Below are 24,279 nucleotides of genomic sequence, written 5' to 3'. Positions count from 1 at the left end.
TATGTCTCATTACGAAGCACCCATAAGGGAACCTTTAGTATTAGGTGATAAAAGTTATCACGATATTACCGAAGACATTGCAAAACCTATAGAAGGTAAGGCAAACAAAAATTGGCACATAGCATTTTATATTTCTTTAGCAGCAATGCTTTGGGGGTTTGGATGTATTTTTTACACAGTAGGAACCGGAATTGGAGTTTGGGGATTGAGCAAGAACATTGGATGGGCTTGGGATATTACTAACTTTGTATGGTGGGTAGGTATTGGTCATGCCGGAACACTTATTTCTGCGGTACTTTTATTATTCCGTCAAAAATGGAGAATGGCAATTAACCGTTCTGCAGAGGCAATGACTATTTTTGCAGTATTCCAAGCGGGATTGTTTCCAATAATTCATATGGGACGTCCATGGAATGGATATTGGGTATTACCAATTCCAAATCAATTTGGATCGTTATGGGTAAACTTTAACTCTCCGTTATTATGGGATGTATTTGCAATTTCAACTTATTTATCTGTGTCATTAGTTTTTTGGTGGACAGGTTTATTACCAGATTTTGCAATGATTAGAGATAGAGCAGTGAAGCCTTTCCAAAAGAAAATATATGCTTTATTATCATTTGGTTGGTCTGGTAGAGCAAAAGATTGGCAACGTTTTGAAGAAGTATCTTTAGTGCTTGCAGGTTTAGCAACACCACTGGTGCTTTCTGTACACACAATTGTATCTATGGACTTTGCTACATCTATTAATCCAGGTTGGCACTCAACAATTTTTCCTCCTTATTTCGTAGCTGGAGCAATCTTTTCAGGTTTTGCTATGGTACAAACTTTATTAGGAGTAATGAGAAAAGTTACAAACTTAGAAGACTATATTACACGTATGCATGTTGAATATATGAATATTGTAATTATCTTAACAGGTGGAATTGTAGCGGTAGCCTATGCAACAGAGTTTTTTATTGCTTGGTATACAGGTTCGCCTTACGAAAACTATACTTACTTATCTGTAGGTGCGGAAACAGGACCTTATTCTTGGGCATTTTGGTCATTATTAATATTTAATATTTTTACACCACAATTACTTTGGATAAAGAAAATTAGAAGAAGTTTTATATGGACTTTTGTTATTTCTATTGCAATTAATATAGGTATGTGGTTTGAGCGTTTTGATATTATTGCGATTGTATTAAGTAAAGGTCACTTACCATCTACATGGTGGCGTTTTGAACCAACTTTTGTTGATGTTGGTATTTTTGTAGGAACAATTGGATTTTTCTTTGTGTTATTCTTATTATATGCAAGAACATTCCCTGTTATTGCACAAGCAGAAGTAAAAACAATTTTAAAATCTTCTGGGGAGTTTTACAAAAAGAGAAGAGAACAAGGTATACCAACTAAACCTGCAATTAATGTTGCAAGTACAGAAGGTGAATTAGATAAATCAGATAAAGAATAATTATGGAATCATCAAAAGTTATTCACGCATTATATAATGATGACGAAATTGTGTTAGATGCAGTTAAAACTGTAAAAGCGCATGGCCATCATATAGAAGAAGTATTTTGTCCTTTTCCTGTACACGGTTTAGATAAGGCAATGGGATTAGCACCAACAAAATTAGCAATTACTGCTTTCTTTTACGGAATTACAGGTTTGTCATTTGCTATTTGGATGACTAATTACATGATGATTCAAGATTGGCCTCAAGATATTGGAGGTAAACCTAATTTTTCTTGGTTTACTAATATGCCAGCATTTGTACCAATTATGTTTGAATTGACAGTGTTTTTTGCGGCTCATTTAATGGTTATTACTTTTTATATGAGAAGTAGAATATGGCCTTTTAAAGAAGCTGAAAATCCTGATCCAAGAACTACAGATGATATTTTCCTTATGGAAATTCCAGTAAATAATAATGAAGCAGTTATTACTGATTTGCTTGCAAAAACAGGAGCTGTAGAAATTAATGTTGTTGATAAGCACTAATATATAGATAATGAAGAATTTTAAATTAATTATTGCTTTAGTTATATTTACAAGTATTATATCTTGTAGTGATAAAAGAACGCCGCAATTTCAATACATGCCAGACATGTATGTTTCTGTAGCTTATGATCCTAATGGAGCAGATGGGTTAAATGAAGCTCCTGTAAATATTAAACCTGTTGCAGGAACAATTCCTAGAGGAGGACACCCTGCTTATGATATTCCTGATACAAATGAAGGTTATGAATTATCAAAGACAAAGACAAACCCTTTAGAAGCTTCTGAAGCTAATTTAGAAAAAGGGAAAGCTATGTATGATATTTATTGTATTAGTTGTCATGGTAAAACAGGTGATGGTAATGGAGTTTTATCTCAAAGGGAAAAATTTTCTGGTATACCTAATTATAAGGATAGAGAAATTACAGCAGGAAGTATTTATCATGTTATAATGCACGGTAAGAACTTAATGGGTTCACATGCGTCTCAATTGACATATGACGAACGTTGGCAAATAGTACAGTACGTAGAAAAATTACGTACAGATTTAGCAAAATAATTAGAAAAAGATAGAATACGAAAGATATGTATCAATTTTCAGGTAAATTAAAAATGTTCTCAATTGCACTTATTATTATCGGTGCAATAGGAATAACATTAAGTTTCTTTAATGCTCCTTCTACAATAGAAGAGGCTAAAGAGATTATAGCTCTTCAAGCTTCTCATGATGAAGGGCATAGTAATTCTCATGATGAAGTTTCCTCTGAAGCACATCATAGTGATAAAGCAGAGGCACATGGTTCTGTAAGTTCACATGATGCAAAAGAATCTCATGGTGAACATCACGATGCTGCACATGATGAACATGTCTTCCATCAACTACAAAATAAACCTTGGTCAGCTTTTTATGTATCATTATTTTTCTTTTTAGGAATATCTTTGGTAGTATTAGCCTTTTATGCGGCACAAAGAGTTGCGCAAGCAGGTTGGTCTGTAGTTCTTTTTAGAGTAATGGAGGCAATTACTGCTAATTTAGTACCAACTTCTATAATTATGTTATTGATAGTTATTTCAGCAGTATTACACTGGAATCATATGTTTCCTTGGATGGCAGAAGGAATCTTCGATAAGACAAGTGCAAACTACGACCCTATTGTAGATGGTAAATCTTGGTGGATGAATGTACCTGGTTGGGCTATTAGAAGTGTTATTTATTTACTTTTATGGAATGCATATAGATGGTTTATTCGTAGAAACTCAATTAAAGAAGATACAGCAAATGATGGGTTTAAAACATATAAGTTAAATTACAATGTTTCTGTAGGTTTCATATTTGTTTTCATGATAACTGAAACTTTAATGTCTTGGGATTGGATTATGGGGTTAGACCCACACTGGTTCTCTACATTATTCGCTTGGTATATATTGGCTACTTTTTTAGTATGTGCTTTAACGGTTATTGCTTTTGTAACAATTTATTTACGTGCTAAAGGTGCTTTACCAGCAGTAAATGATAGTCATATACATGATTTAGCTAAGTTCATGTTTGGTTTCTCAGTTTTTTGGACATATTTATGGTTTGCTCAATTTATGTTAATTTGGTATGCAGATATACCAGAAGAAACTACTTATTTTGTAGCGAGGTTTAATGAGTATAAATTGCCATTTTTGGCAATGGTTGGTATGAACTTTATTTTCCCTGTTCTATTATTATTAAATAGTGATTTTAAAAGTATGACTTGGTTCGTAATAATTGGTGGTGTTGTAATATTAGCAGGGCATTATATAGATGTTTTTGTAATGATTATGCCAGCAACAGTGGGTGCCCAATGGTCATTTGGTATTGCAGAAATTAGTTCACTATTATTCTTTTTAGGTATATTTATTTTTGCAACATTTAGTGCTTTTGCTCGAGCAAGTGCTATACCATTAGCAAATCCTTTCTTAAAAGAGAGTGAGCATTATCATTATTACAATATTGAACATAGAGGTGAAGGTTCAGGAGATCATCATTAATAAATAATTTGAATTAAAATAATTAAGAAAAGATAACTATGCTAGCTTTATTTTATATTTTTATTGCTGTCGCAATCGGTATAAGTTTTTGGCAAATTACCAGAATTTTAAACTTTAGAAGTGTAATTGCTACTGATGAAGACAACAAAATTCAAGGTAAAAATGCTATATATTTTATGGTGTTTTTATATGCTATGATGATTTACTGTTTAATATTTTTAAACGTAATTATGTTACCAGAATCAGCTTCTTATGAAGGTGAACATGATGATAACCTTTTTGATATTACTTTTTGGTTAATTGGTATTGTACAGTTTTTAATGCAGTTTTTAATTTTCTTTTTCACCTTTAAGTATAAGGGTAATAAAGAAAGAAGAGCTAAATTTTATTCAGATAGTCATAAGTTAGAAGCTATATGGACAATAACACCAGCAGTAGTTCTTGTACTTTTAATTGGTTATGGTTTATGGCAATGGAATCATATTATGGATTTATCAGAATCTGAAGATCCAATTACTATCGAAGTTTATGCTCAGCAATTTAGATGGGATGCACGTTACGCAGGAGAAGATAATACATTAGGTCTTGGAAATGTGAATTATATAAAGGGAATGAATACTATGGGTGTTGATATGTCTGATGAAAATTCTCAAGATGATAAGCAAGTAATCGAATTATATTTACCTAAAGGAAGAAAAATTCATTTTAAATTCCGTTCTCAAGATGTTTTACATTCTGCTTATATGCCTCACTTTAGAGCACAAATGAACTGTGTTCCAGGTATGGTTACTCAATTTGGATTTACTCCAAAGTATACTACAGAAGAAATGAGAGCACAACCTGAAGTTATTGAAAAGACTAAAGGAATTAACAAAATAAGACAAAAAGCAGGAGAAGATCCTTATATTTTTGATTATTTGTTATTATGTAACAAAATTTGTGGAGCATCTCACTACAATATGCAAATGAAAATTACAGTTGTTGAGCAAGATGTATATGACAAATGGATTGCAGAACAACCGACATTATCATCAGTTATTAAATAATAAATTTTAATTTAAAGATTCTACAAATAAGTAATATTATGTCAGAACATCATCATAAAGAAACTTTTGTAACAAAGTATATTTTTACACATGATCATAAAATGATTTCTAAGCAGTTTTTAGTAACTGGTATTTTTATGGGAATTATTGGTGTGTTTATGTCTATGTTATTTCGTGTTCAAATTGCATGGCCAGAACAATCATTTTCTATTATTGAAGCTTTTTTAGGAGATCATCAAACTGATGGAGTAATGGATCCTGATATGTATTTAGCATTAGTTACTATACATGGTACAATAATGGTATTCTTTGTACTTACTGCTGGTTTAAGTGGTACTTTTTCTAACTTATTAATTCCATTACAAATTGGTGCAAGAGATATGGCTTCTGGTTTTTTAAACATGTTGTCATATTGGATGTTTTTTGTTTCATCTATAATTATGGTAATTTCATTGTTCGTTGAAGCAGGACCCGCAGCAGCTGGTTGGACAATATATCCACCATTAAGTGCTTTACCTCAAGCGATACCAGGATCTGGATTAGGTATGACATTATGGTTAGTTTCTATGGCTATATTTATTGCTCAATCACTAATAGGTTCTTTAAATTATATTGTTACTATTCTTAACTTGAGAACAAAAGGGATGAGTATGACAAGATTACCGTTAACAATGTGGGCTTTATTTATTACAGCTGTAATTGGTGTAGTTTCATTCCCGGTATTATTGTCGGCAGCTTTATTACTTATTTTTGATAGAAGTTTTGGTACATCTTTTTTCTTATCAGACATTTTTATATCAGGAGAAGTACTGCATTATCAAGGAGGTTCTCCAGTTTTATTTGAACATTTATTTTGGTTCTTAGGTCATCCAGAAGTATATATTGTATTGTTACCAGCGTTAGGTATTACATCAGAAATTATTTCTACCAATGCAAGAAAACCAATTTTTGGTTATAGAGCTATGATTGGTTCTATCATGGCAATTGCATTCTTATCAACAATAGTTTGGGGTCATCATATGTTTGTATCAGGAATGAACCCTTTCTTAGGATCTGTATTTACTTTTACAACTTTGTTAATTGCAATACCATCAGCAGTTAAAGCTTTTAATTATATTACAACATTATGGAAAGGTAATTTGCAATTAAATCCTGCTATGTTATTTTCAATAGGATTAGTATCTACATTTGTAACAGGTGGTTTAACAGGACTGGTATTAGGTGATTCTGCTTTAGATATTAATATTCATGATACTTATTTTGTAGTAGCTCACTTCCACTTAGTAATGGGTGTTTCTGCTATATTTGGTATGTATGCTGGTGTTTATCATTGGTTTCCTAAAATGTATGGTAGAATGATGAATAAAACAATGGGTTATTGGCATTTCTGGTTAAGTATTATTTGTGCTTATGGAGTTTTTTGGCCAATGCACTTTATTGGTTTAGCAGGTTTACCAAGAAGATATTATACAAATACTAATTTCCCTATGTTTGATGATTTATCAGATATTAATGTGGTAATAACTTTATTTGCTTTAGTTGGAGGTTTTGCACAGATTATATTTTTAGCTAATTTCTTTATATCTATATATAGAGGAAAGAAAGCAACACAAAACCCATGGAAGGCAAATACATTAGAATGGACAACTCCAATAGAACATATACATGGTAACTGGCCTGGTAAAATTCCAGAGGTTCACAGATGGCCTTATGATTACAGTAAGCGAGTAGATCCAAAAGATGATGATAGTGATTATCTACACGGGCAAGATTATGTTTTACAAACAACACCTTTGTTAGATGGAGAAGAACCTTCTTAAAATACATCAGATATATCAAAAAAACCTTTCCTTATAGAAAGGTTTTTTTGATATATCTAACTAATTCTTTATATATTAGTTAAAATAAAATAACTATAAATTTGACAGAATCAACATTTAAATTTTTATTTTCTTTTATAAAGTTTAGTTTATTAATACTTTTATTGTTAAACTCACTTACTTCAAATGGACAATCAACTATAACTACTATTTATGGTGATAATGGAGGTTTTACAGTCTCTAGTACTTCATCTAGGATAAATTATAATGATTCAAATAATCTCCTAGGTTTTACTGTAGATGGTGTGACATACTCAACAGGGGTTAATGATCCTATTTTAACATCAAATAATATAACATTTATAGAAGGTGACTTTTTTGCATTTCCAATTCCTGCAAATATAAGTTATAATACATCAGAACTAGTTGGTATTGGTTCTTATTGGGGTGGTGTTTTACAGAATAATAGTTCTACAGATTATATTAAAAATTTTGATCCTATTGTGCCTTCTAGTTTTGTTAGAGATGGTAATAATGGACTAGAATTAACTACAAATTTTTTTAATATTAAATCTCAAACTATTACATATGATGCTCTTGTAATTAATCAATCTCAAACTATTAATGATGATATGCCAGATATTATTGCTACTCAAACAGGAGCACCTGGCGCAACCGATACTTTTAAATTTATTGATAGTGATGGTGATATCGTAGGTAATGCTGTTAAAGTAGAATTCGGAGGTGTTGATATTGTAGGCGGAACATATTGGACAATATATAGAATTGATTCTTCAGATGGAACTATACAGAATCTCTTTGCAACTAATTCGCAAAGAGACTTAAGGCTTATTTCGTTTAAATTAAGTGATTTTGGGATTACAAATAGTAATTTTACTGATGTAAATAATTTTGTACACATAACATCAGGTAATACAGATATTGCTTTTACAGCATTTAATTCCGAAGCTTTAGAAATAGATTTACCAGCTGTAGATTTAGAAGTAACAAGTTCTAACATTACGGCAGATGATTTCTGTAACCCCACTAATGCTAGTTTTACAACTACAATAACTAATAATTCTATAAATTTATCAAAAGATTTTGATGTAAATTTAGATATAACAGGTGTTACCGTGGATAGTAGTAGTTCTAGTTTTACAGCTTCTAATTCATCTATATTTTCTGCAAGTTACAACGAATTAGAAAATAAGTGGATAATAAGTGAATTGCAAGCAGGAGAGAGTGTAACCTTAACTGTTAATACATCAATTAATTCGTTTGATTATCCTATTGGTTTTACAACAACTGTGAATAATCTTTTTCAACCAGACAGTGATTTAACAAATAATGCACTCACAATTTCTGAATATGGAGAAGATTATGATTGTGATGGAATAAAAGATGAAGACGATTTAGATGATGATAATGATGGAATTTTGGATTCAGTTGAAGGAACATTAGACGATGATAACGATGGAATCTCAAATTATTTAGATCTAGATTCTGATGGTGATGGTTGTCCAGATGCATTAGAAGGTGGCGGAACAGTAGGGGAATCAGATTTAGATGGCGATTTTAAAATTATAGGAAATGTAAATGATGATGGAATACCTACATTAGCAGAGGCAGGTGCTGGTTCTGGTCAAAGTATAGGAGACAGTCAAGATGTTAATATAAAGGCGTGTGATACTACAGATACTGACTTAGATGGTATTATAGATTTGGTAGATTTAGATGATGACAATGATGGTATTTTAGATATTGTAGAAGGAACAGATGATACAGATAATGATGGGGTTATTAATAGTTTAGATGCTGATAGTGATGGAGATGGTTGCCCTGATGCATTAGAAGGAAGTGCTAATTTTACTTTATCTGATGTTGATGTAAATAATAGGTTGACGGGTGAAGTTGATGAGTATGGAATACCTCTTTTAGCAGAAGAGGGACAAGAGATAGGTGATAGTCAAGATAATGCTGTACAAGATGCAAATTGTAGCTTGTTACCAGTAATTATAAGTCAAATATATCAAACAACAAATGGTAATGCAATAGAGTTGACAAATATTGGTACTAGTACGGTTTCTAATATAAGGCTGTCGATGTTTAAAGATACGGCTTCTCCTACAGGTGTTTTACCTACTGCAAGTATAGTCGTGTCTACCTTAGAAGCTGGAAGTTCAGTTGTTATCAAGTCAGAAGAAACTTTATCAGGAGTAACGTTGGTTAATAGTCCATTAGAAGTAATAAATGCTGATGTAACAGATTTAAGTGATGGAGATGATATTATAATTCTTTCCACAACAACAGATACATTTGCATGGGAAAATAGATATGATGTTGTTAGTGATATTGATAATACAACATCATTAGTGCGTATTGACGAAAGAACTCAGGCAAATACGACTTATACTTCTTCAGAATGGATTAGCTTTATAGATGATTCTATTCCAGTTTTAGGAGATTCAAACCCTATACCATCAATAATAAGACATGCTAATTCTCCTCTTATTTCGGAGGTTAGAAATCCAGATTTTGATGCTAATAATGGTCTTGGATTACATAGAATAAATCCTACAATAAGAACTATATCTGGTTGGAGTAACGGTTTTCCAGATAAATCTAGAAGTGTAATTATTGATGATTCTTATGTACATTCAGATGGTAGTTTAAAAGCAAGAGTGTTAAATGTAAAAGGAGACAATATTTTAAGCATAGAAAATAATGCTTTAATAGTTTTAAATAGTATAAATATAAATATAGATGCGCAAATTAGAATTATAGGTACAGGTCAGTTTATACAAGTACATGAAGATGAAACTCAGGTAACAGGAAGTGGAAAATTACTAATAAGCCAAAAGAGTGAGCATACAAATGTGTATAGATACAATTATTGGTCTTCACCAGTTTTGGAGTTTGTTGGAGCAAATACCTATTCCGTTTCTAGTGTGATGAAAGATACTAGTGGAGATTTAACAATAAATTCTACAATAGCAGATATTGATTTTATTGAAGGTTATGACGGAGCTCCTGGTACACCAATACAAATAGCTAGTTATTGGATTTGGACTTACTTTAATGGGTTTACAAGAGATGATTGGTTGCAAGTAAAAGAGTCTTATGATATAACTAAAGGTTTAGGTTACATTATGAAGAGCACAGGTGTTAATCCACAATATTTTACATTCTCAGGTAGTCCTATCGATGGAGATGTATCTCTAAATATAGCTGGTAATACTAGCAGCCTTGTAGGTAACCCATATCCTGGTACATTAGATGGTAACGCTTTTATATTAGGTAATGAAGGTACAATTGATGGTACACTTTATTTTTGGGAACATAGTGGGGAAGAGTCTACAGATCTTGGTCATTGGAGATATGGTTATGAAGGAGGTTATGCTCAATTAACTTTTAATATGGGAGTTGCAGCGAATAGTGTTATTGAGGGGACTAGTGGGTTAACAGAATCGTATACTTATACAACTCCATCAAGATATATAGCTGTTGGTCAGGGTTTTTATATTTCATCAGATTCAGATGGAGGTTCTTTGCATTTTAAAAATATACAAAGAGGCTACCAAGAAACAGAACCTTACTTTTTTAAGGGAGAAAATAAAACGACTATTAGTCTACCAATTTTAAAATTAGGAATGGATTTTACCAATGAAAATTATATAAAAATTCATAGACAGATAGGGATCTCTTTTAAAGAAAATCATTCTTTTGACTTTGATTATGGATATGAGAGTGAGATGATAGACATCGGATCTACTGATATGTATTGGGACTTTGAAGAAATCAATGATAAAAAATTAGTTATAGCAGGTATTGAAGATATAAAAGAGGATTTACAAATACCAATAACTATTCTAGTTGATTCTGATGAACCTATTTTTGTAAGAATAGATGAACAAGAAAATATTAGTAATAATATTTATTTATTAGATATTTTAGAAGGAAATACTCAACAATTAAAAACAGATGATATTGTTAAATTAGAATTATCAAAAGGAGTTTATCAAAATAGGTTTTTCATTGTTTTTAAAGAAAGTAAATCATTAAGTATTAATGATGAAAATATAGATTCAAATTTAAATGTCTTTATGGATGATAAATCTAATGAAATATCAATAATAAATAGTGATAATTTATTAATTGAAGACGTTGGTGTTTTTAATATATTAGGTCAAAATATTAAGACCTGGAATTTAAATATTTCAGATAGTGAAATATTGCTAGATGCAAATCAGTTATCTACTTCAGTATATATTATAAAAGTAAAAACAAGTAAAGGTATTATAACATCTAAAGTTTTAAAAAACTAGTCAGTTTTACACTTTATTAAAACCTTTCCTCTTTAGGAAAGGTTTTTTTTCTATGTAACAAATCTTACAAAAGGCTAGAATAAAATATTTTATATTTGTGGTTATGAACGAAAACTTAAACCCTGATAATAGCAATTTATCAAGCGCAGATTTAGATGTAGAAAAGGTATTACGCCCCCTTTCTTTTGATGATTTTACTGGGCAAGATCAAGCAATTGATAATTTAAAAGTTTTTGTTGAGGCAGCAAATCAGAGAGGAGAAGCATTAGATCATACCTTATTTCATGGGCCTCCGGGTTTGGGTAAAACTACATTGGCTCATATTTTAGCAAACGAATTACAAGTTGGTATTAAAGTAACTTCTGGTCCTGTTTTAGATAAACCAGGTGATTTAGCTGGTCTACTTACAAATCTCGATGAAAGAGATGTTTTATTTATAGACGAAATTCATCGATTGAGTCCTATTGTAGAAGAATATCTATACTCTGCAATGGAAGATTATAAAATTGATATTATGATTGAGTCTGGCCCAAATGCTAGAACTGTTCAAATCAATTTAGAACCTTTTACTTTAATCGGTGCAACCACACGTTCTGGTTTATTAACCGCACCAATGCGAGCAAGGTTTGGTATTAGTAGTCGTTTGCATTATTATAAAACAGAATTATTAACAACAATTATACAAAGAAGTGCACATATTTTAAATGTACCTATCTCTATGGAAGCGGCTATAGAAATTGCAGGTAGAAGTAGAGGAACACCACGAATTGCAAATGCTTTGTTAAGAAGAGTTAGAGATTTTGCTCAGATAAAAGGTGATGGAAATATTACTATTGAGATTGCAAGATATGCCTTAAAAGCTTTAAATGTAGATGCTCATGGTTTAGATGAAATGGATAATAAAATCTTATCAACCATTATAGATAAATTTAAAGGCGGACCTGTAGGGCTAAGTACAATTGCTACTGCTGTTTCTGAAAATACAGAAACCATAGAAGAAGTTTATGAACCTTTTTTAATTCAGCAAGGTTTTATAATGAGAACTCCTAGAGGAAGAGAAGTAACAGATTTAGCCTACAAACATTTAGGAAGAATAAAAGGTAAAAACCAAGGAGAATTGTTTTAATTAATGAATATTAAAAAAATAATACCAATATTAGAGTGGTTACCAAACTATAATATATCCTTCTTTAAAGGAGATTTAGTTGCGGGTTTAACGGTTGGTATTATTTTAATACCTCAAGGTATTGCTTATGCATTAATTGCAGGTTTACCACCAATTTATGGGTTGTATTGTGCATTAGTGCCACAAGTTATGTATGCCATTTTTGGTTCTTCTAGACAAGTGGCTGTTGGGCCTGTTGCTATGGATTCTTTAATTGTAGCTACAGGTGTATCAACATTGGCTTTAGCAGGTTCTGATAGTTATATATCTATTGCAATATTATTGGCGTTAATGGTTGGAGCAATTCAATTTATAATGGGGATTTTTAGCTTAGGTTTTATTGTAAATTTTTTATCAAAACCGGTAATAACAGGTTTTACATCCGCAGTAGCGTTAATTATTGGTTTTAATCAATTTAGAAATTTATTCGGAGTTGATTTTGTACAAAGTGATCAATTACAATATGTAGTAGAAGATATTTGTATTCAGTTTTCTAGCCTAAATTATAATACAACTATTATAGGTTTAATATCGGTTGTTGCCATAATTATTTTTAGAAAAATTAATAAAAAAATACCAAATGCCTTAATAGTAGTTGTTGCAGGTATTTTAATAATGAAATATTTTGGAGAATCATTTAAAGATGTTTCTATCGTAAAAGATATTCCATCAGGTTTACCTGTATTTGGTTTGCCTGAGTTTGATTTAGATTTAATAAGAGAACTTTTTCCGATTGCATTTACATTGGTTATGGTTGGTTATTTAGAAACCATTTCTATCGGTAAATCTTTAGAAGCAAAGCAGGATGAATATAGAATAAGACCAAATCAAGAATTAATAGCTTTAGGAATTGGTAATATGGTTGGTTCACTTTTTAAAGCGTATCCAACAACATCTAGTTTTTCTAGATCTGCAATTAATCAAGAAAGTGGCGCAAAAACCGGAATGTCAGCTTTAATTTCTGTGTTAATGGTGGTTTTAACTTTATTGTTTTTAACACCTTTATTTTATCATTTACCAAAAACAGTATTAGCAGCAATTATTATAGTTGCCGTTTTTAACTTAGTAAATTTTAAAGAAGCAGCTTTTCTGTGGAAAGCAAATCACTTAGATTTTTGGTTGATGTTAGCTACTTTTATAGCGACATTGCTACTTGGAATTGAGTTTGGTATTATGGTTGGTGTTGGCCTATCTTTAATTGTTTTAATTTATAGAACATCTAGACCTTATGTAACAGAATTAGGAAAAGTACCCGATTCTGATTTCTATAGAAATAAAAACCGTTTTGAAGAAGTAATATTAGATGATGAGATTTTAGTTTTTAGGTTTGATGCTCAAATATTTTATGCCAATTCTAGTTATTTTAGAGATAAGTTAGATGAAATGGTAATCCAAAAAGGAAAAGCATTAAAATTGATTGTATTAGATGCAGAAAGTATTAATAGAGTTGATAGTACTGGTGTAGAAATGCTAAAAGAGCGAATAAAGTTTTATCAAAAAAAAGAAATCCTATTTTACTTTGCAGGAGTAAAAGGCCCGGTAAGAGATGATTTTTTTAGAAGTGGTATTTTAGATATTATAGGAATCAATCATTTTTTTATGAAATCTAATCAAGCGGTTCTGTTTTATAAAACTGGTGATAGAAAAGAACAAGAAAAGTATGCTAAATACATACATCAAGCATACAAATAAAATTAATAATTATGATAATAGAACAAATTTACACAGGCTGTTTAGCACAAGGAGCTTATTACATAGAAAGTAAAGGAGAAGTTGCAATTATAGATCCTTTAAGAGAAGTACAAGATTATATTAACAGAGCAGAAAAAAATAATGCAAAAGTTAAATATATTTTCGAAACGCATTTTCATGCAGATTTTGTAAGCGGACACGTAACTTTAGCAGAAAAAACAGGGGCAAAAATTGTTTACGGACCAACGGCAAAAACAAATTTTGATTCAATTATAGTAGAAGATAATCAAGTTTTTAAAGTAGGTGATATTACAATTACAGTTTTGCATACACCTGGGCATACAATGGAAAGTTCTTGTTATTTATTAAAAGATGAAAACGGAAAAGACCATGCTCTTTTTAGTGGAGATACATTGTTTTTAGGAGATGTTGGTCGTCCAGATTTAGCACAAAAAGGGGATATTACAGAAAAAGATTTAGCAGGTTTTCTGTTTGATAGTTTAAGAACTAAAGTAATGCCTTTAGCAGATGATGTAATTGTATATCCTGCACATGGAGCTGGTTCTGCTTGTGGTAAAAACTTAAGTAAAGAAACTGTGGGTACAATTGGTAATCAAAAAGAAACCAATTATGCATTAAGAGCAGATATGACCAAAGAGGAATTTATTAAAGAAGTAACAGACGGATTATTACCTCCGCCAGCTTATTTTCCTCTGAATGTTAAATTGAATAAAGAAGGGTATAAAAATATAGATGATATTATTAAAGCATCAGCAAAACCATTATCTGTAAAAGATTTTGAAATGATTGCGAATGAAACGGATGCAATTGTTTTAGATGTTCGTCATCAAACGGAGTTTATAAAAGGGTTTATTCCACAATCTATTTTTATTGGTATCGATGGTGGATTTGCACCTTGGGTTGGTGCTTTAATTAAAGACATTAATCAGCCAATTTTATTAGTTGCACCAGAAGGAAGAGAAGAAGATACCATTACACGTTTATCTAGAGTTGGTTTTGATAATGTTTTAGGTTATTTAGAGGGTAGTTTTGCTTCTTGGCAAAAAGCTAATAAAGAAATTGATACTCTAGAGTCTGTTTCTGCAGATACTTTAGAAGAAAAAATAAACGAAAAAGCAGTTGTTTTTGATGTAAGAAAACCAGGTGAATTTTCTAGCGAACATATTGTGGTTGCAGAAAGTACTCCTTTAGATTTTTTAAATGATCATATTACTGAGTTTCCTAAAAAAGGAGATTTTTACATACATTGTGCAGGTGGTTACAGATCTGTAATTGCTGCATCAATATTAAAGTCAAGAGGATTTCATAATGTAATTGATGTTGCAGGTGGTTATTCTGCGATAAGAAATACGACTATAGAAAGAACGGCAGCTGTTTGTCCGTCAACATTAAAATAGAAAATATGATAAAAAATATTTTATGCCTTTTTTTGATGGGTTTTTTCTTTATCAATTGTAATGCTCAAGAAACGGTAAAAACAATTTCTACCAAAGAATTAAAAGTATTATTATCTAAAGAAAAGATTCAATTATTGGATGTTAGAACACCTATAGAAACAAAATTAGGAGCTATAGATTCTGCTTTATTTATTAATTATTTTAATAATGATTTTACAGAACAAGCTGTTAATAAATTAGATAAAGAAAAACCTATTTATGTATATTGTAGATCTGGAAAAAGAAGTGCGAAAGCAACAAAACTATTAAAAGAAAAAGGTTTTGATGTTTACGATGTTTTAGGTGGATATAATCAATGGAAAAAAGAAAATTAGAAAGAATATAAATTAGAAAGAATAATAAAAAAAGCGTGTAAAAACTCTACTAAAAAAGGGTGTTTGCGCGCTTTTTTTATTATTTTAGTTTGATGAAAAAACTACTTATTGTTATTTTTCTTGTAGCTAATTTAAGCTTTTCTCAAGAAAAACTCCCTTTTATTGATTATGATTCAATTATTTTAAAAGCTTCTAATGAAGAAAGCACCGAAAAAAAACTAGAATTAATTAATAAAATACACAAAAATGATTCTGCTTATAATTCTTTACTTGTCTCAAAATCATACTATTTACTAACTTTAAGTAAGTATAAAGAAGCTTTAGAGGTTGCAAACGAAGGTCTTAGCAATATTACCTCTAATTCTAAATCAGATTTTTACACTAATAAAGGTGTAGCTCTTATCAATTTAGGAGAAAATGATAAAGCTTTAGAAAACTACAATGAAGCTCTTAAAATGTATCCGAAAAATTATTTATTATGGTATAATAAAGGCTATGTTTTAGAAATCAAAGGAGAATTAAATAAGGCAGTAGAAGCTTATAAAAAGGCAATTACTTTAAACCCTACCTACAAAAAACCACATTTACAAATAGGTAATATTTTTTATAAACAAGAGCGTTTAACCCAAGCGTTAATGTGTTTTAATATGTATTTACTTTTAGAGCCAGATGCAGAGGGAGCTTTTGCAACGTTACAATCTTTAAATAATGTTGTACAATCTAAAAATGCTAGCAAAAGAGACGCAACTATTAAGTTAAACGATGCAGATGATTCTTTTGAAGATATAGATTTGGTTTTAAACAGTAAGATTGCTATGAATGCAAACTACCAAACTGGTAATCCTATAAATATTGCATTGGCAAGACAAAATCATGCAATGATTGAGCAGTTAAAAGATTTTAAAGGAAAAGGTAGTTTTTGGGATAAAACGTACATTCCGCTATATAACTGGATTGCTGAAAATAATAAGTTTGATGATTTTATTTACACATTAACTTATTCCATAGAAAATAAAGATTTCAAAAAAATTGTTGACAAGAAAGAAAAAGAAATTGTTGCTTTTTTAGCAGAATTAAAACAAAAATGGGCAGAAATTACAGCTGTAAATACAATTGTTTTTAATGGTAAAAAACAAGAAGTAACCTATGAGTATTCAGAAAATTATGTAGATGCAATAGGTAAATTTAAAGATGATGAACCTATAGGTTTTTGGCAATTTTATAACGAAAACGGAATGCTAACAGCAGAAGGGAATTTTAATAATTCTGGAGAAAAAATTGGTAAATGGACCTGGTATAGCGGTTTAAATCAAATAAAAGAAACAGCATATTATAAAAACGGCTTGTTAGATGGTAAAAACGAAATGTTTTATAAGAACAACAAAAAATATGTAAATGCCATTTATAAAAATGATTCATTAAATGGTAAATATGAATATTTTAATGATAAAGGAGCTTTAGAACAAAGAAAGTATTTTAAATCTGGTGAATTAGAAGGGGATTATAAATCTTATTTTAAGGTGGGAGAAAAACTAATTGAGTTTGAAATTCCGTATAAAAAAGGAGAAATAGATGGTGAAGTTTTAGAATATTATGCAACAGGTAATTTGTATGCAAAATCGTATTATGTTGCAGGTAAAAAGTTTGGTATAGAGACAGTTTACCACAATAATAAGCAAATATCATCAGAAATTAATTATCAAAATGGTGAGTTAAACGGAACTTATAAATCGTTTCATATCAACGGAAAGCTAAAAGAAATCGGACAAAGTTTAGAAGGTTTTTATAACGGACCATGGAAAACGTATTATGTAGACGGAACTTTAGAAAGTGAGTTCAATTATGATAAAGGAGAATTTGATGGTTTGTACAAATATTATGATACAGATGGCAAGTTATTTTATGAATATGTTTATAGAAAAGGAGAAATAATTGCTTACACTTTTTATAATAAAGATGCTACTATTTTAAAAGAAGGAAAGAAAAAAGGAGGCGAGTTTTATTACCAAGGTTTTTCGCCGAAAGGAAATATAACAGCCGAAGGTTTGTATGATATTTCTGGAGGAAAAAGTGGAGAATGGAAGTTTTATGATAATAATGGAGTCTTAACCAATAAAGGGGTTTTTAAAGAAAATAAAACGATGGGTGAGTATTTTACCTATTTTAAAAATGGTGAAATAGATAATATTACAACCTATAAAAATGATGTTATAGATGGTTATTATGTAGGTTATCATATCAACGGACAAATGGCAACACAAGGTTGGTATAAAGAAGGAAATGCACATGGAGAATGGAGGTATTATAATATTGATGGCAACTTACACACTATAAGTTTTTATCATAAAGGGAAATTACATGGTACACAAAAATATTATAGTGTAGATGGTAAATTAAAATCTACCATTCTTTTTAATTTTGATGATATTATTTTTGAAGATTTTTATGATAAAGAAGGAAACTTGTTTGAAAAAATAGATTATGTTTCTAAAAAGGAGGAATACAAATTGTATGTAAAACATTTTAATGGAAAAATAGATACAGAAGTTACGTATGTAAATCAAGTAAAACATGGTAGTTATAAGGTTTTCTATTATAATGGAAATAAGAAAATTGAAGGAAGTTACCTGAATGGAGAACAAAATGGGCGTTGGACTTGGTATTACGAAAATGGAGATGTAGAGAGTGCAGCCAATTTTTCTAGAGGAAATACAGAAGGTAAAGTAATAAATTACCACGAAAATGGTAAAATACAAGGCGACTATTATTTTGAAAATGATTTAGAAGTTGGTACAAGCATTACGTATTATAATACAGGAATAAAATCTGCTGAAATTAAATATTACCAAGGCAAAATTCATGGTAAGAAAACTATTTATGATGAAACAGGAAAAGTACAATTAATCCGTTTTTACAATCATGGAGAAATTATAGGATATAGTTATTTAGGCAAAAATGGAACAGAAATTGATATGATTCCACTTGAAAGAGAAACAGGTAATATTAAAGCATTTTTTGATAACGGAAAACCGTCTGTAATAACAGAATATAAATTCGGTTCTTTAGTAAATTCTTTCAAATCCTATAATTATAATGGTAATTTAGAAAACGATACACCTTATCTAAATGGTAAATATCATGGTGTAGATAAAGAGTATTTTCTTAACGGTAAGTTAAAAAAAGAAACCAATTATAGTCATGGTAAGAAGCAAGGAAAACAAATTGTATATTTAGAATCTGGAAAAAAGAAAGAAGAAAAAATGTTTGTAAATGATATACAACATGGTATGTCGTTTTTTTATGATGATGAAGGGAAATTAAAAACCAGAAAGGAGTATTTTAATGAGAAAATATATAAGATTGAAAATTTATAAATCAGGTTTAATTTGCAGCTTTTTATTAATAATTACAAGTTTAAATGCTCAGTTTTCTCCTGAATTTTTAAAATATAGTAAAGAATATCCAGAAGCAGCTAGAGTTCAGTTAAATCAAGAAACAATTGTTACGATAGAAATAGGAGAGGACGGATTAGATATTAATCAAGAATTTTTAGAAGAAGAATTGTATTTAAATGAATCTGCTACCTATAATTCTAAAAACACACTTAATTTTTCATCATTTTTTGAGTTAAATGAAATTGAAGCATCTTCCCTTTCTTATCAGAATAATAATTACGTAGAAACTACCGTAGATAAATTTACAGAAAAAGACGAGTTAAATCAATCTTTTCATGATGATACAAAGTTGTTAAATTTCGTATACCCGAATTTAAAAAAAGGATCAAAATCTAGATTAAAATATTCTCAAAAAATTAAGAATCCTCGTTTTTTAATTCCTTTTTATTTTGGTGATTATTATCCAATCATTAAAAATAAAGTTGTCATTATTGCAGATAAAGATGTTAATTTAGAATTCAAAAAATTTAATATTTCTGATGATAAAATTAAATTTACCAAAGAAGAAAAGCGAAAAAAAATAATTTATACTTGGGAGTTAAATGATCAGAAAGAATTTGAATACGAAGAAAATACACCAAGTTTTAAAACAATTCTGCCACATATAGTACCAATAATTACTTCTTACAAAACAAAATCAGAAACTAAAAATCTATTAGGTTCAGTTTCCGATTTATATGGTTGGTATTATTCTTTGGTAAAAGATGTTAATACAGAAGCGCCAACTAAAGATTTGGTAAGTTTGGTAAATGAAATTACTGCGGACAAAGAAACTGAATTAGAAAAAGTAAAAGCGATTTATTATTGGGCTCAAAAAAACATAAAATACATTGCTTTTGAGTATGCTTTAGGCGGTTTTATACCAAGAGAATCTAATGATGTTTTCAGAAAAAAATACGGAGACTGTAAAGACAATTCGAGCATTTTATATAAAATGTTAGAAATTGCTGGCGTAAAAGGTAATTTAACTTGGATTGGTACAAGAAGTATTCCTTATACTTATGAAGAAGTACCAACACCGGTTGTAGACAATCATATGATTTTATCTTACGAAAATAATGGTAAAACCTACTATTTAGATGCAACTGGTAGATATATAAAATTTGGTACACCAACATCTTTTATACAAGGTAAAGAAGCGTTGGTTTCTTACGGTGAAGAATTTAAGGTTAAAAAAGTGCCTATTATAGAGGCAAAAGAAAATGCAATTATAGACACAACAACCATAAAATTAGAAAACGGAAGTGTAATAGGTAGCTCTAAAACAATGGTTTCTGGTTACCCTAAAATTGATTTATTTCAAGATTTAGAAAACGAAAATACACAAACCAAATTGATAGAACTTTACAACCGAAGGTTTAATAAAGGAAATAATAAGTTTTTGGTAAGTAGTGTAAAAGAAGTTAATAAATACGATTATGACAATCCTTTTGTAGTTGATTATAATTTTGAAATTAAAAGTTATTTTAAAGAGTTGGGAGATGAAATTTATGTAAACTTAAACTTAAACAAAGATTTATCGAATTATAAAACGGATAAAAAACGAGTGCATGCAATAGAATTCGATTATAAAAGACTTTACAATTACACTACAAAATTAGAAATTCCTACAGGTTATAAAGTAGATTATTTACCAGAACCGGTAACCATTTCTAATGAGTTTTTAACGTGTAGTATAGATTATGTTGTTAAAAATAATGAAGTAATTTACAATCAAAAAATTGCATTAAATTTTTTAACTTTAAGCTTAGAACAACAGCAAGAAGTAAATAGCCAGATAAAAAAAATAGAAAGAAATTATAAAGAAATTGTAGTTTTAAAGAAAGTATAAAAGAGAATTATGAAATTAAAAATTAGTTTACTAACGGCATTATTATTTGCTTTTCACATAGTGTTTTCGCAAGAGAATCCTTTTTTTAAAGGATATGATTGGGCAGCAAACCCAAATTATAAAATAGCAGAAGAAACTGCAGAAGATATGGTTGCTTTAAAAGAAAAAGCAGTTACAGAATTTTATTTTGAAGAAGACGATTTAATAGAATATTTTTTAGAGCATAAAATTTTATGGTTAAATTCTGATGATGCTATCGAAGAATATAACAAGATTTATTTACCATTTTCCTCTACTGCAGAATTAGAGGTAAATAAAGCAAGAGTAATTACACCAGAAGGTGAATTAATAGATTTAGATGAATCTAAGATATTAACGGCAGCAGATGAAGAAACAGGAAGACAATACAAGTATTTTGCTTTAGAAGGGATTACAAAAGGGAGTTTTATAGAGTATTTATATGTAGTAAAAAGACAACCTGCTTACATGGGTAAAAAAGTGTATTTACAAGATGAATACAATATAGAAAAAGCAGAATTCGATTTGTTTTCTCCAGAAAATTTAGTGTTTAAGTTTAAAAGTTTTAACGGTTTACCTGAAGTAAAAGAGGATACGTTAACAAGAGGTAAATTACATTGGAAAATACATTTAGATAAAGTAGAAAAACTAGAAACCGAATACCAAGCACCTTATAATGCTTCTAGAAATTTTGTGGTTTATAAGATTGATAGAAATAAAGCGGGTAATGTTTCTGATATTGTTTCTTATAGTAAAGTAGCTCAAAATTTATATTCATTTTATTTTCCAGAATATTCTAAAAAGGAAGTAGAATTGATAAACGATTTTATAAAAGAATTAGAGTTAAGTAAAAAAGCTGACGAAGAAACAATTATTAGAAAAGTAGATGCATACATAAAAACAAACTTATATTCACAAGATGTTTACAGTGACGATTTAGAAAATTTAGAACTTATTCTAACCAATAAAGTTGCTAATGAAAGTGGTGTTTTAAAACTATATATAGCGGTTTTAAAAACACTAAATATCAATCCAGAAATAGTTTTAACAAGTGATAGAAACGAACTTAGATTCGACCCAGAGTTTGAAGCAAATAACTTTCTAACAGACTTTTTACTGTATTTTCCTGATTATGAAAAATTTTTATCACCCAATGCATCAGGTACAAGATATGGTTTTCCGATGCCATTTGTAACCGATAATTACGGTTTATTTATAAAAGAAGTAGTTGTTGGAGATTACAAATCTGCTGTAGGTAAAATTAAATATATAGAACCAGTAACTGTTGATAAAACAGTTGATATTATGAAAATAACTGTAGATTTTGATGAAGACAATCTTACAGAAAACACCGTGCATTTAGACAGATCTTTTAGCGGATATTATGCAATGAATATTCAGCCATTTATGCATTTAATACAAGATAAGGATGATTTGGTTGATAGTTTTATAGAATCGATTACTAGCGAAGCAGAAACAACAAATAGAGAGTTAATAAATGATGATTCAGATTTATTTGGCGTAAAACCTTTAAAAGTAATAGCAGATTTTACTACAGAAGCTTTTGTTGAAAAAGCAGGTAGAAAATACTTGTTTAAATTAGGAGATATTATTGGAGAACAATCGCAATTATATCAAGAAAAAGTAAGAGTGTTGCCTTTAGAAGAACAGTTTCATAGAAGTTATTTCAGAACTTTAACAATCAACATTCCAGAAGGCTATAAAGTAACCAATTTAGAAGACATTAATATTGATAATTCTTTTTCTAAAGAAGACAAAAAACTGTTTTCTTTTAAATCTTCTTATCAATTAGAAGGAAATAAATTAATAGTAACTGCAGATGAACATTATGCAGAAAATAAAATTGATGTTGCTGTTTACGAAGAATACAGAACAGTAATTAATAGTGCTGCAGATTTTAATAAAATAGTATTGTTATTAGAACCTAAATAAACTGTGTGATTTAAATTAAAAGAGGGTATTACATATGTAATACCCTCTTTTAATTATCTTTATTTTATTAAGCAGTTGGCGGATAACAAAGTAATATTTTAGAAGCAATTTTAGAATTAAAAGTAATTTCTGAAATTGCTGCAGAGATAAAGATTTCATCACCTTGTTTGTAATCATATTCTTCCCCGTTGCAAGTTATCGTTCCGTTTCCAGAATAAATAACAGCTACATAAAAGCAAGAGTTTCCTTTTATAGTATGTGTACCATCTAAAAGTAATTCGTTTAATCCAAAGCAATTTGTATGCTTTTCGTTGAACAACGTTTTTAATGTAAACTCGTCAGAACTATCAATAACTTCTGGCGCTATTTTCCATTCTCCTAAAGCTTCTTCCATTGTAAAAGTATCATAATGGAAACATTCTAGCATTTTTTCTTCACCAACACCTTGATGAATTAATTCTGGACCAATTTTTAAACCAGCAGGAGTCGTTTTTTCAACACGCATGGTATAATCTGTCGGCTCTTGTACTTCCATTAAAAAACAACCTGCACCAATTGCATGCGGTACACCACCATAAATCATAAAAGCATCACCTGGTTTAACTTCAATTTTATGCAAACAATCAAGCATACCTTGTATATCTTGATTATCAAAATGTGTTTTCCAAATATCTTTGGTTACATGTTTTTTAAAGCCCATGTAAACAACTGGCTTTTCACCATTTATTTCGCGAGTATTTAAAACATACCAAGATTCTGTTTTACCAAATTCTGAGTTAAATACGGTTCTTGCATATTCTTTATCAGGATGCACTTGTACGGTTAAACGCTCCATAGAATCTAACATTTTAATCAGTACTCCTGTTGTACCATATTTTTTGGCTAATTTTTTGCCTAAATATAATTCTAAGTTAGAATCGATTAATTCTTTCAACGGAATAATTCCGTCTGTTGTTTCCATAAGAGATAAGCCTTCGTTTGCTGGTCTTCCGTTTCCTCTAGCAGTAATGGTAGACATGATCCATTGTTCTGGCATACTTCCGTCTACTTCTGGAGTAATTTTTTTCCAATTATCAATTAATGCACCACCTTCATAAGTTCTCCAAACTCTGTTAGAAAGTTGTTTTAATGGAAAATGTGCGTGTTTTTCTAAATTTGTGCTCATGTTTTATGAATATAT

The 24,279-nt window shown here is 29.9% G+C and carries 15 protein-coding genes; 14 read left to right on the top strand and 1 reads right to left on the bottom strand.

The annotated features are described in order from the left end of the window. The first annotated feature begins 1 nt into the window (after position 1). The 14 genes from nrfD to ACJJVY_RS13255 all read left to right on the top strand — a co-directional run bounded on the left by nrfD (position 2) and on the right by ACJJVY_RS13255 (position 23,099). Positions 2-1,456, top strand: coding sequence for an NrfD/PsrC family molybdoenzyme membrane anchor subunit (gene nrfD / locus ACJJVY_RS13320; RefSeq protein ID WP_405609612.1), 1,455 nt, complete (start codon positions 2-4; stop codon positions 1,454-1,456). A gap of 2 nt (positions 1,457-1,458) precedes the next feature. Next, positions 1,459-1,986, top strand: coding sequence for a DUF3341 domain-containing protein (locus ACJJVY_RS13315; RefSeq protein ID WP_405609609.1), 528 nt, complete (start codon positions 1,459-1,461; stop codon positions 1,984-1,986). A gap of 10 nt (positions 1,987-1,996) precedes the next feature. Further along, positions 1,997-2,542: a c-type cytochrome gene (locus tag ACJJVY_RS13310; protein WP_405609606.1), complete on the top strand. Its 546-nt coding sequence runs from the start codon at positions 1,997-1,999 to the stop codon at positions 2,540-2,542. Positions 2,543-2,568: 26 nt separating this feature from the next. Beyond that, a complete protein-coding gene (locus tag ACJJVY_RS13305) occupies positions 2,569-3,999 on the top strand; it encodes a quinol:cytochrome C oxidoreductase (protein ID WP_405609603.1) in 1,431 nt (476 codons plus the stop codon). 38 nt (positions 4,000-4,037) lie between these two features. Then, positions 4,038-5,045, top strand: coding sequence for a cytochrome c oxidase subunit II (locus ACJJVY_RS13300; protein WP_405609600.1), 1,008 nt, complete (start codon positions 4,038-4,040; stop codon positions 5,043-5,045). A gap of 38 nt (positions 5,046-5,083) precedes the next feature. Then, positions 5,084-6,865: a cbb3-type cytochrome c oxidase subunit I gene (locus ACJJVY_RS13295; RefSeq protein WP_405609597.1), complete on the top strand. Its 1,782-nt coding sequence runs from the start codon at positions 5,084-5,086 to the stop codon at positions 6,863-6,865. Between the two features lie 101 nt (positions 6,866-6,966). Beyond that, positions 6,967-11,193 carry a T9SS type A sorting domain-containing protein gene (locus tag ACJJVY_RS13290; RefSeq protein ID WP_405609594.1) on the top strand — a complete coding sequence of 1,409 codons (4,227 nt, stop codon included), beginning with the start codon at positions 6,967-6,969 and terminating at the stop codon, positions 11,191-11,193. Between the two features lie 103 nt (positions 11,194-11,296). Beyond that, positions 11,297-12,319, top strand: coding sequence for a Holliday junction branch migration DNA helicase RuvB (gene ruvB, locus ACJJVY_RS13285; RefSeq protein WP_405609591.1), 1,023 nt, complete (start codon positions 11,297-11,299; stop codon positions 12,317-12,319). A 3-nt stretch (positions 12,320-12,322) separates the two neighbouring features. Further along, positions 12,323-14,050 carry a SulP family inorganic anion transporter gene (locus tag ACJJVY_RS13280; RefSeq protein WP_405609588.1) on the top strand — a complete coding sequence of 576 codons (1,728 nt, stop codon included), beginning with the start codon at positions 12,323-12,325 and terminating at the stop codon, positions 14,048-14,050. A gap of 11 nt (positions 14,051-14,061) precedes the next feature. After that, positions 14,062-15,468, top strand: coding sequence for a rhodanese-like domain-containing protein (locus ACJJVY_RS13275; RefSeq protein WP_405609585.1), 1,407 nt, complete (start codon positions 14,062-14,064; stop codon positions 15,466-15,468). Positions 15,469-15,473: 5 nt separating this feature from the next. Next, positions 15,474-15,842, top strand: a complete 369-nt coding sequence (locus tag ACJJVY_RS13270) for a rhodanese-like domain-containing protein (RefSeq protein WP_405609582.1) — start codon at positions 15,474-15,476, stop codon at positions 15,840-15,842. A 92-nt stretch (positions 15,843-15,934) separates the two neighbouring features. Next, the gene (locus ACJJVY_RS13265) at positions 15,935-19,216 is read left to right on the top strand and encodes a tetratricopeptide repeat protein (protein ID WP_405609579.1); all 3,282 of its coding nucleotides are present in this window, start codon (positions 15,935-15,937) and stop codon (positions 19,214-19,216) included. Further along, on the top strand, positions 19,185-21,128 hold the full coding sequence (locus ACJJVY_RS13260; protein ID WP_405609576.1) for a DUF3857 domain-containing protein: 1,944 nt from the start codon (positions 19,185-19,187) through the stop codon (positions 21,126-21,128). The genes ACJJVY_RS13265 and ACJJVY_RS13260 overlap by 32 nt, the downstream gene beginning before the upstream one ends. A 9-nt stretch (positions 21,129-21,137) precedes the next feature. Next, positions 21,138-23,099: a DUF3857 domain-containing protein gene (locus ACJJVY_RS13255; protein WP_405609573.1), complete on the top strand. Its 1,962-nt coding sequence runs from the start codon at positions 21,138-21,140 to the stop codon at positions 23,097-23,099. 67 nt (positions 23,100-23,166) lie between these two features. Here ACJJVY_RS13255 and ACJJVY_RS13250 read toward each other — a convergent pair whose 3' ends face one another. Next, a complete protein-coding gene (locus ACJJVY_RS13250) occupies positions 23,167-24,264 on the bottom strand; it encodes a type I phosphomannose isomerase catalytic subunit (protein WP_405609570.1) in 1,098 nt (365 codons plus the stop codon). Positions 24,265-24,279: the final 15 nt, after the last annotated feature.

Origin of the sequence: Polaribacter sp. Asnod1-A03 (genome assembly GCF_045063585.1) — a bacterium.
Lineage (GTDB): Bacteria > Bacteroidota > Bacteroidia > Flavobacteriales > Flavobacteriaceae > Polaribacter.
Note: the sequence above shows the minus strand (reverse complement) of the source record. Positions and strands in the feature narration are given on the sequence as shown.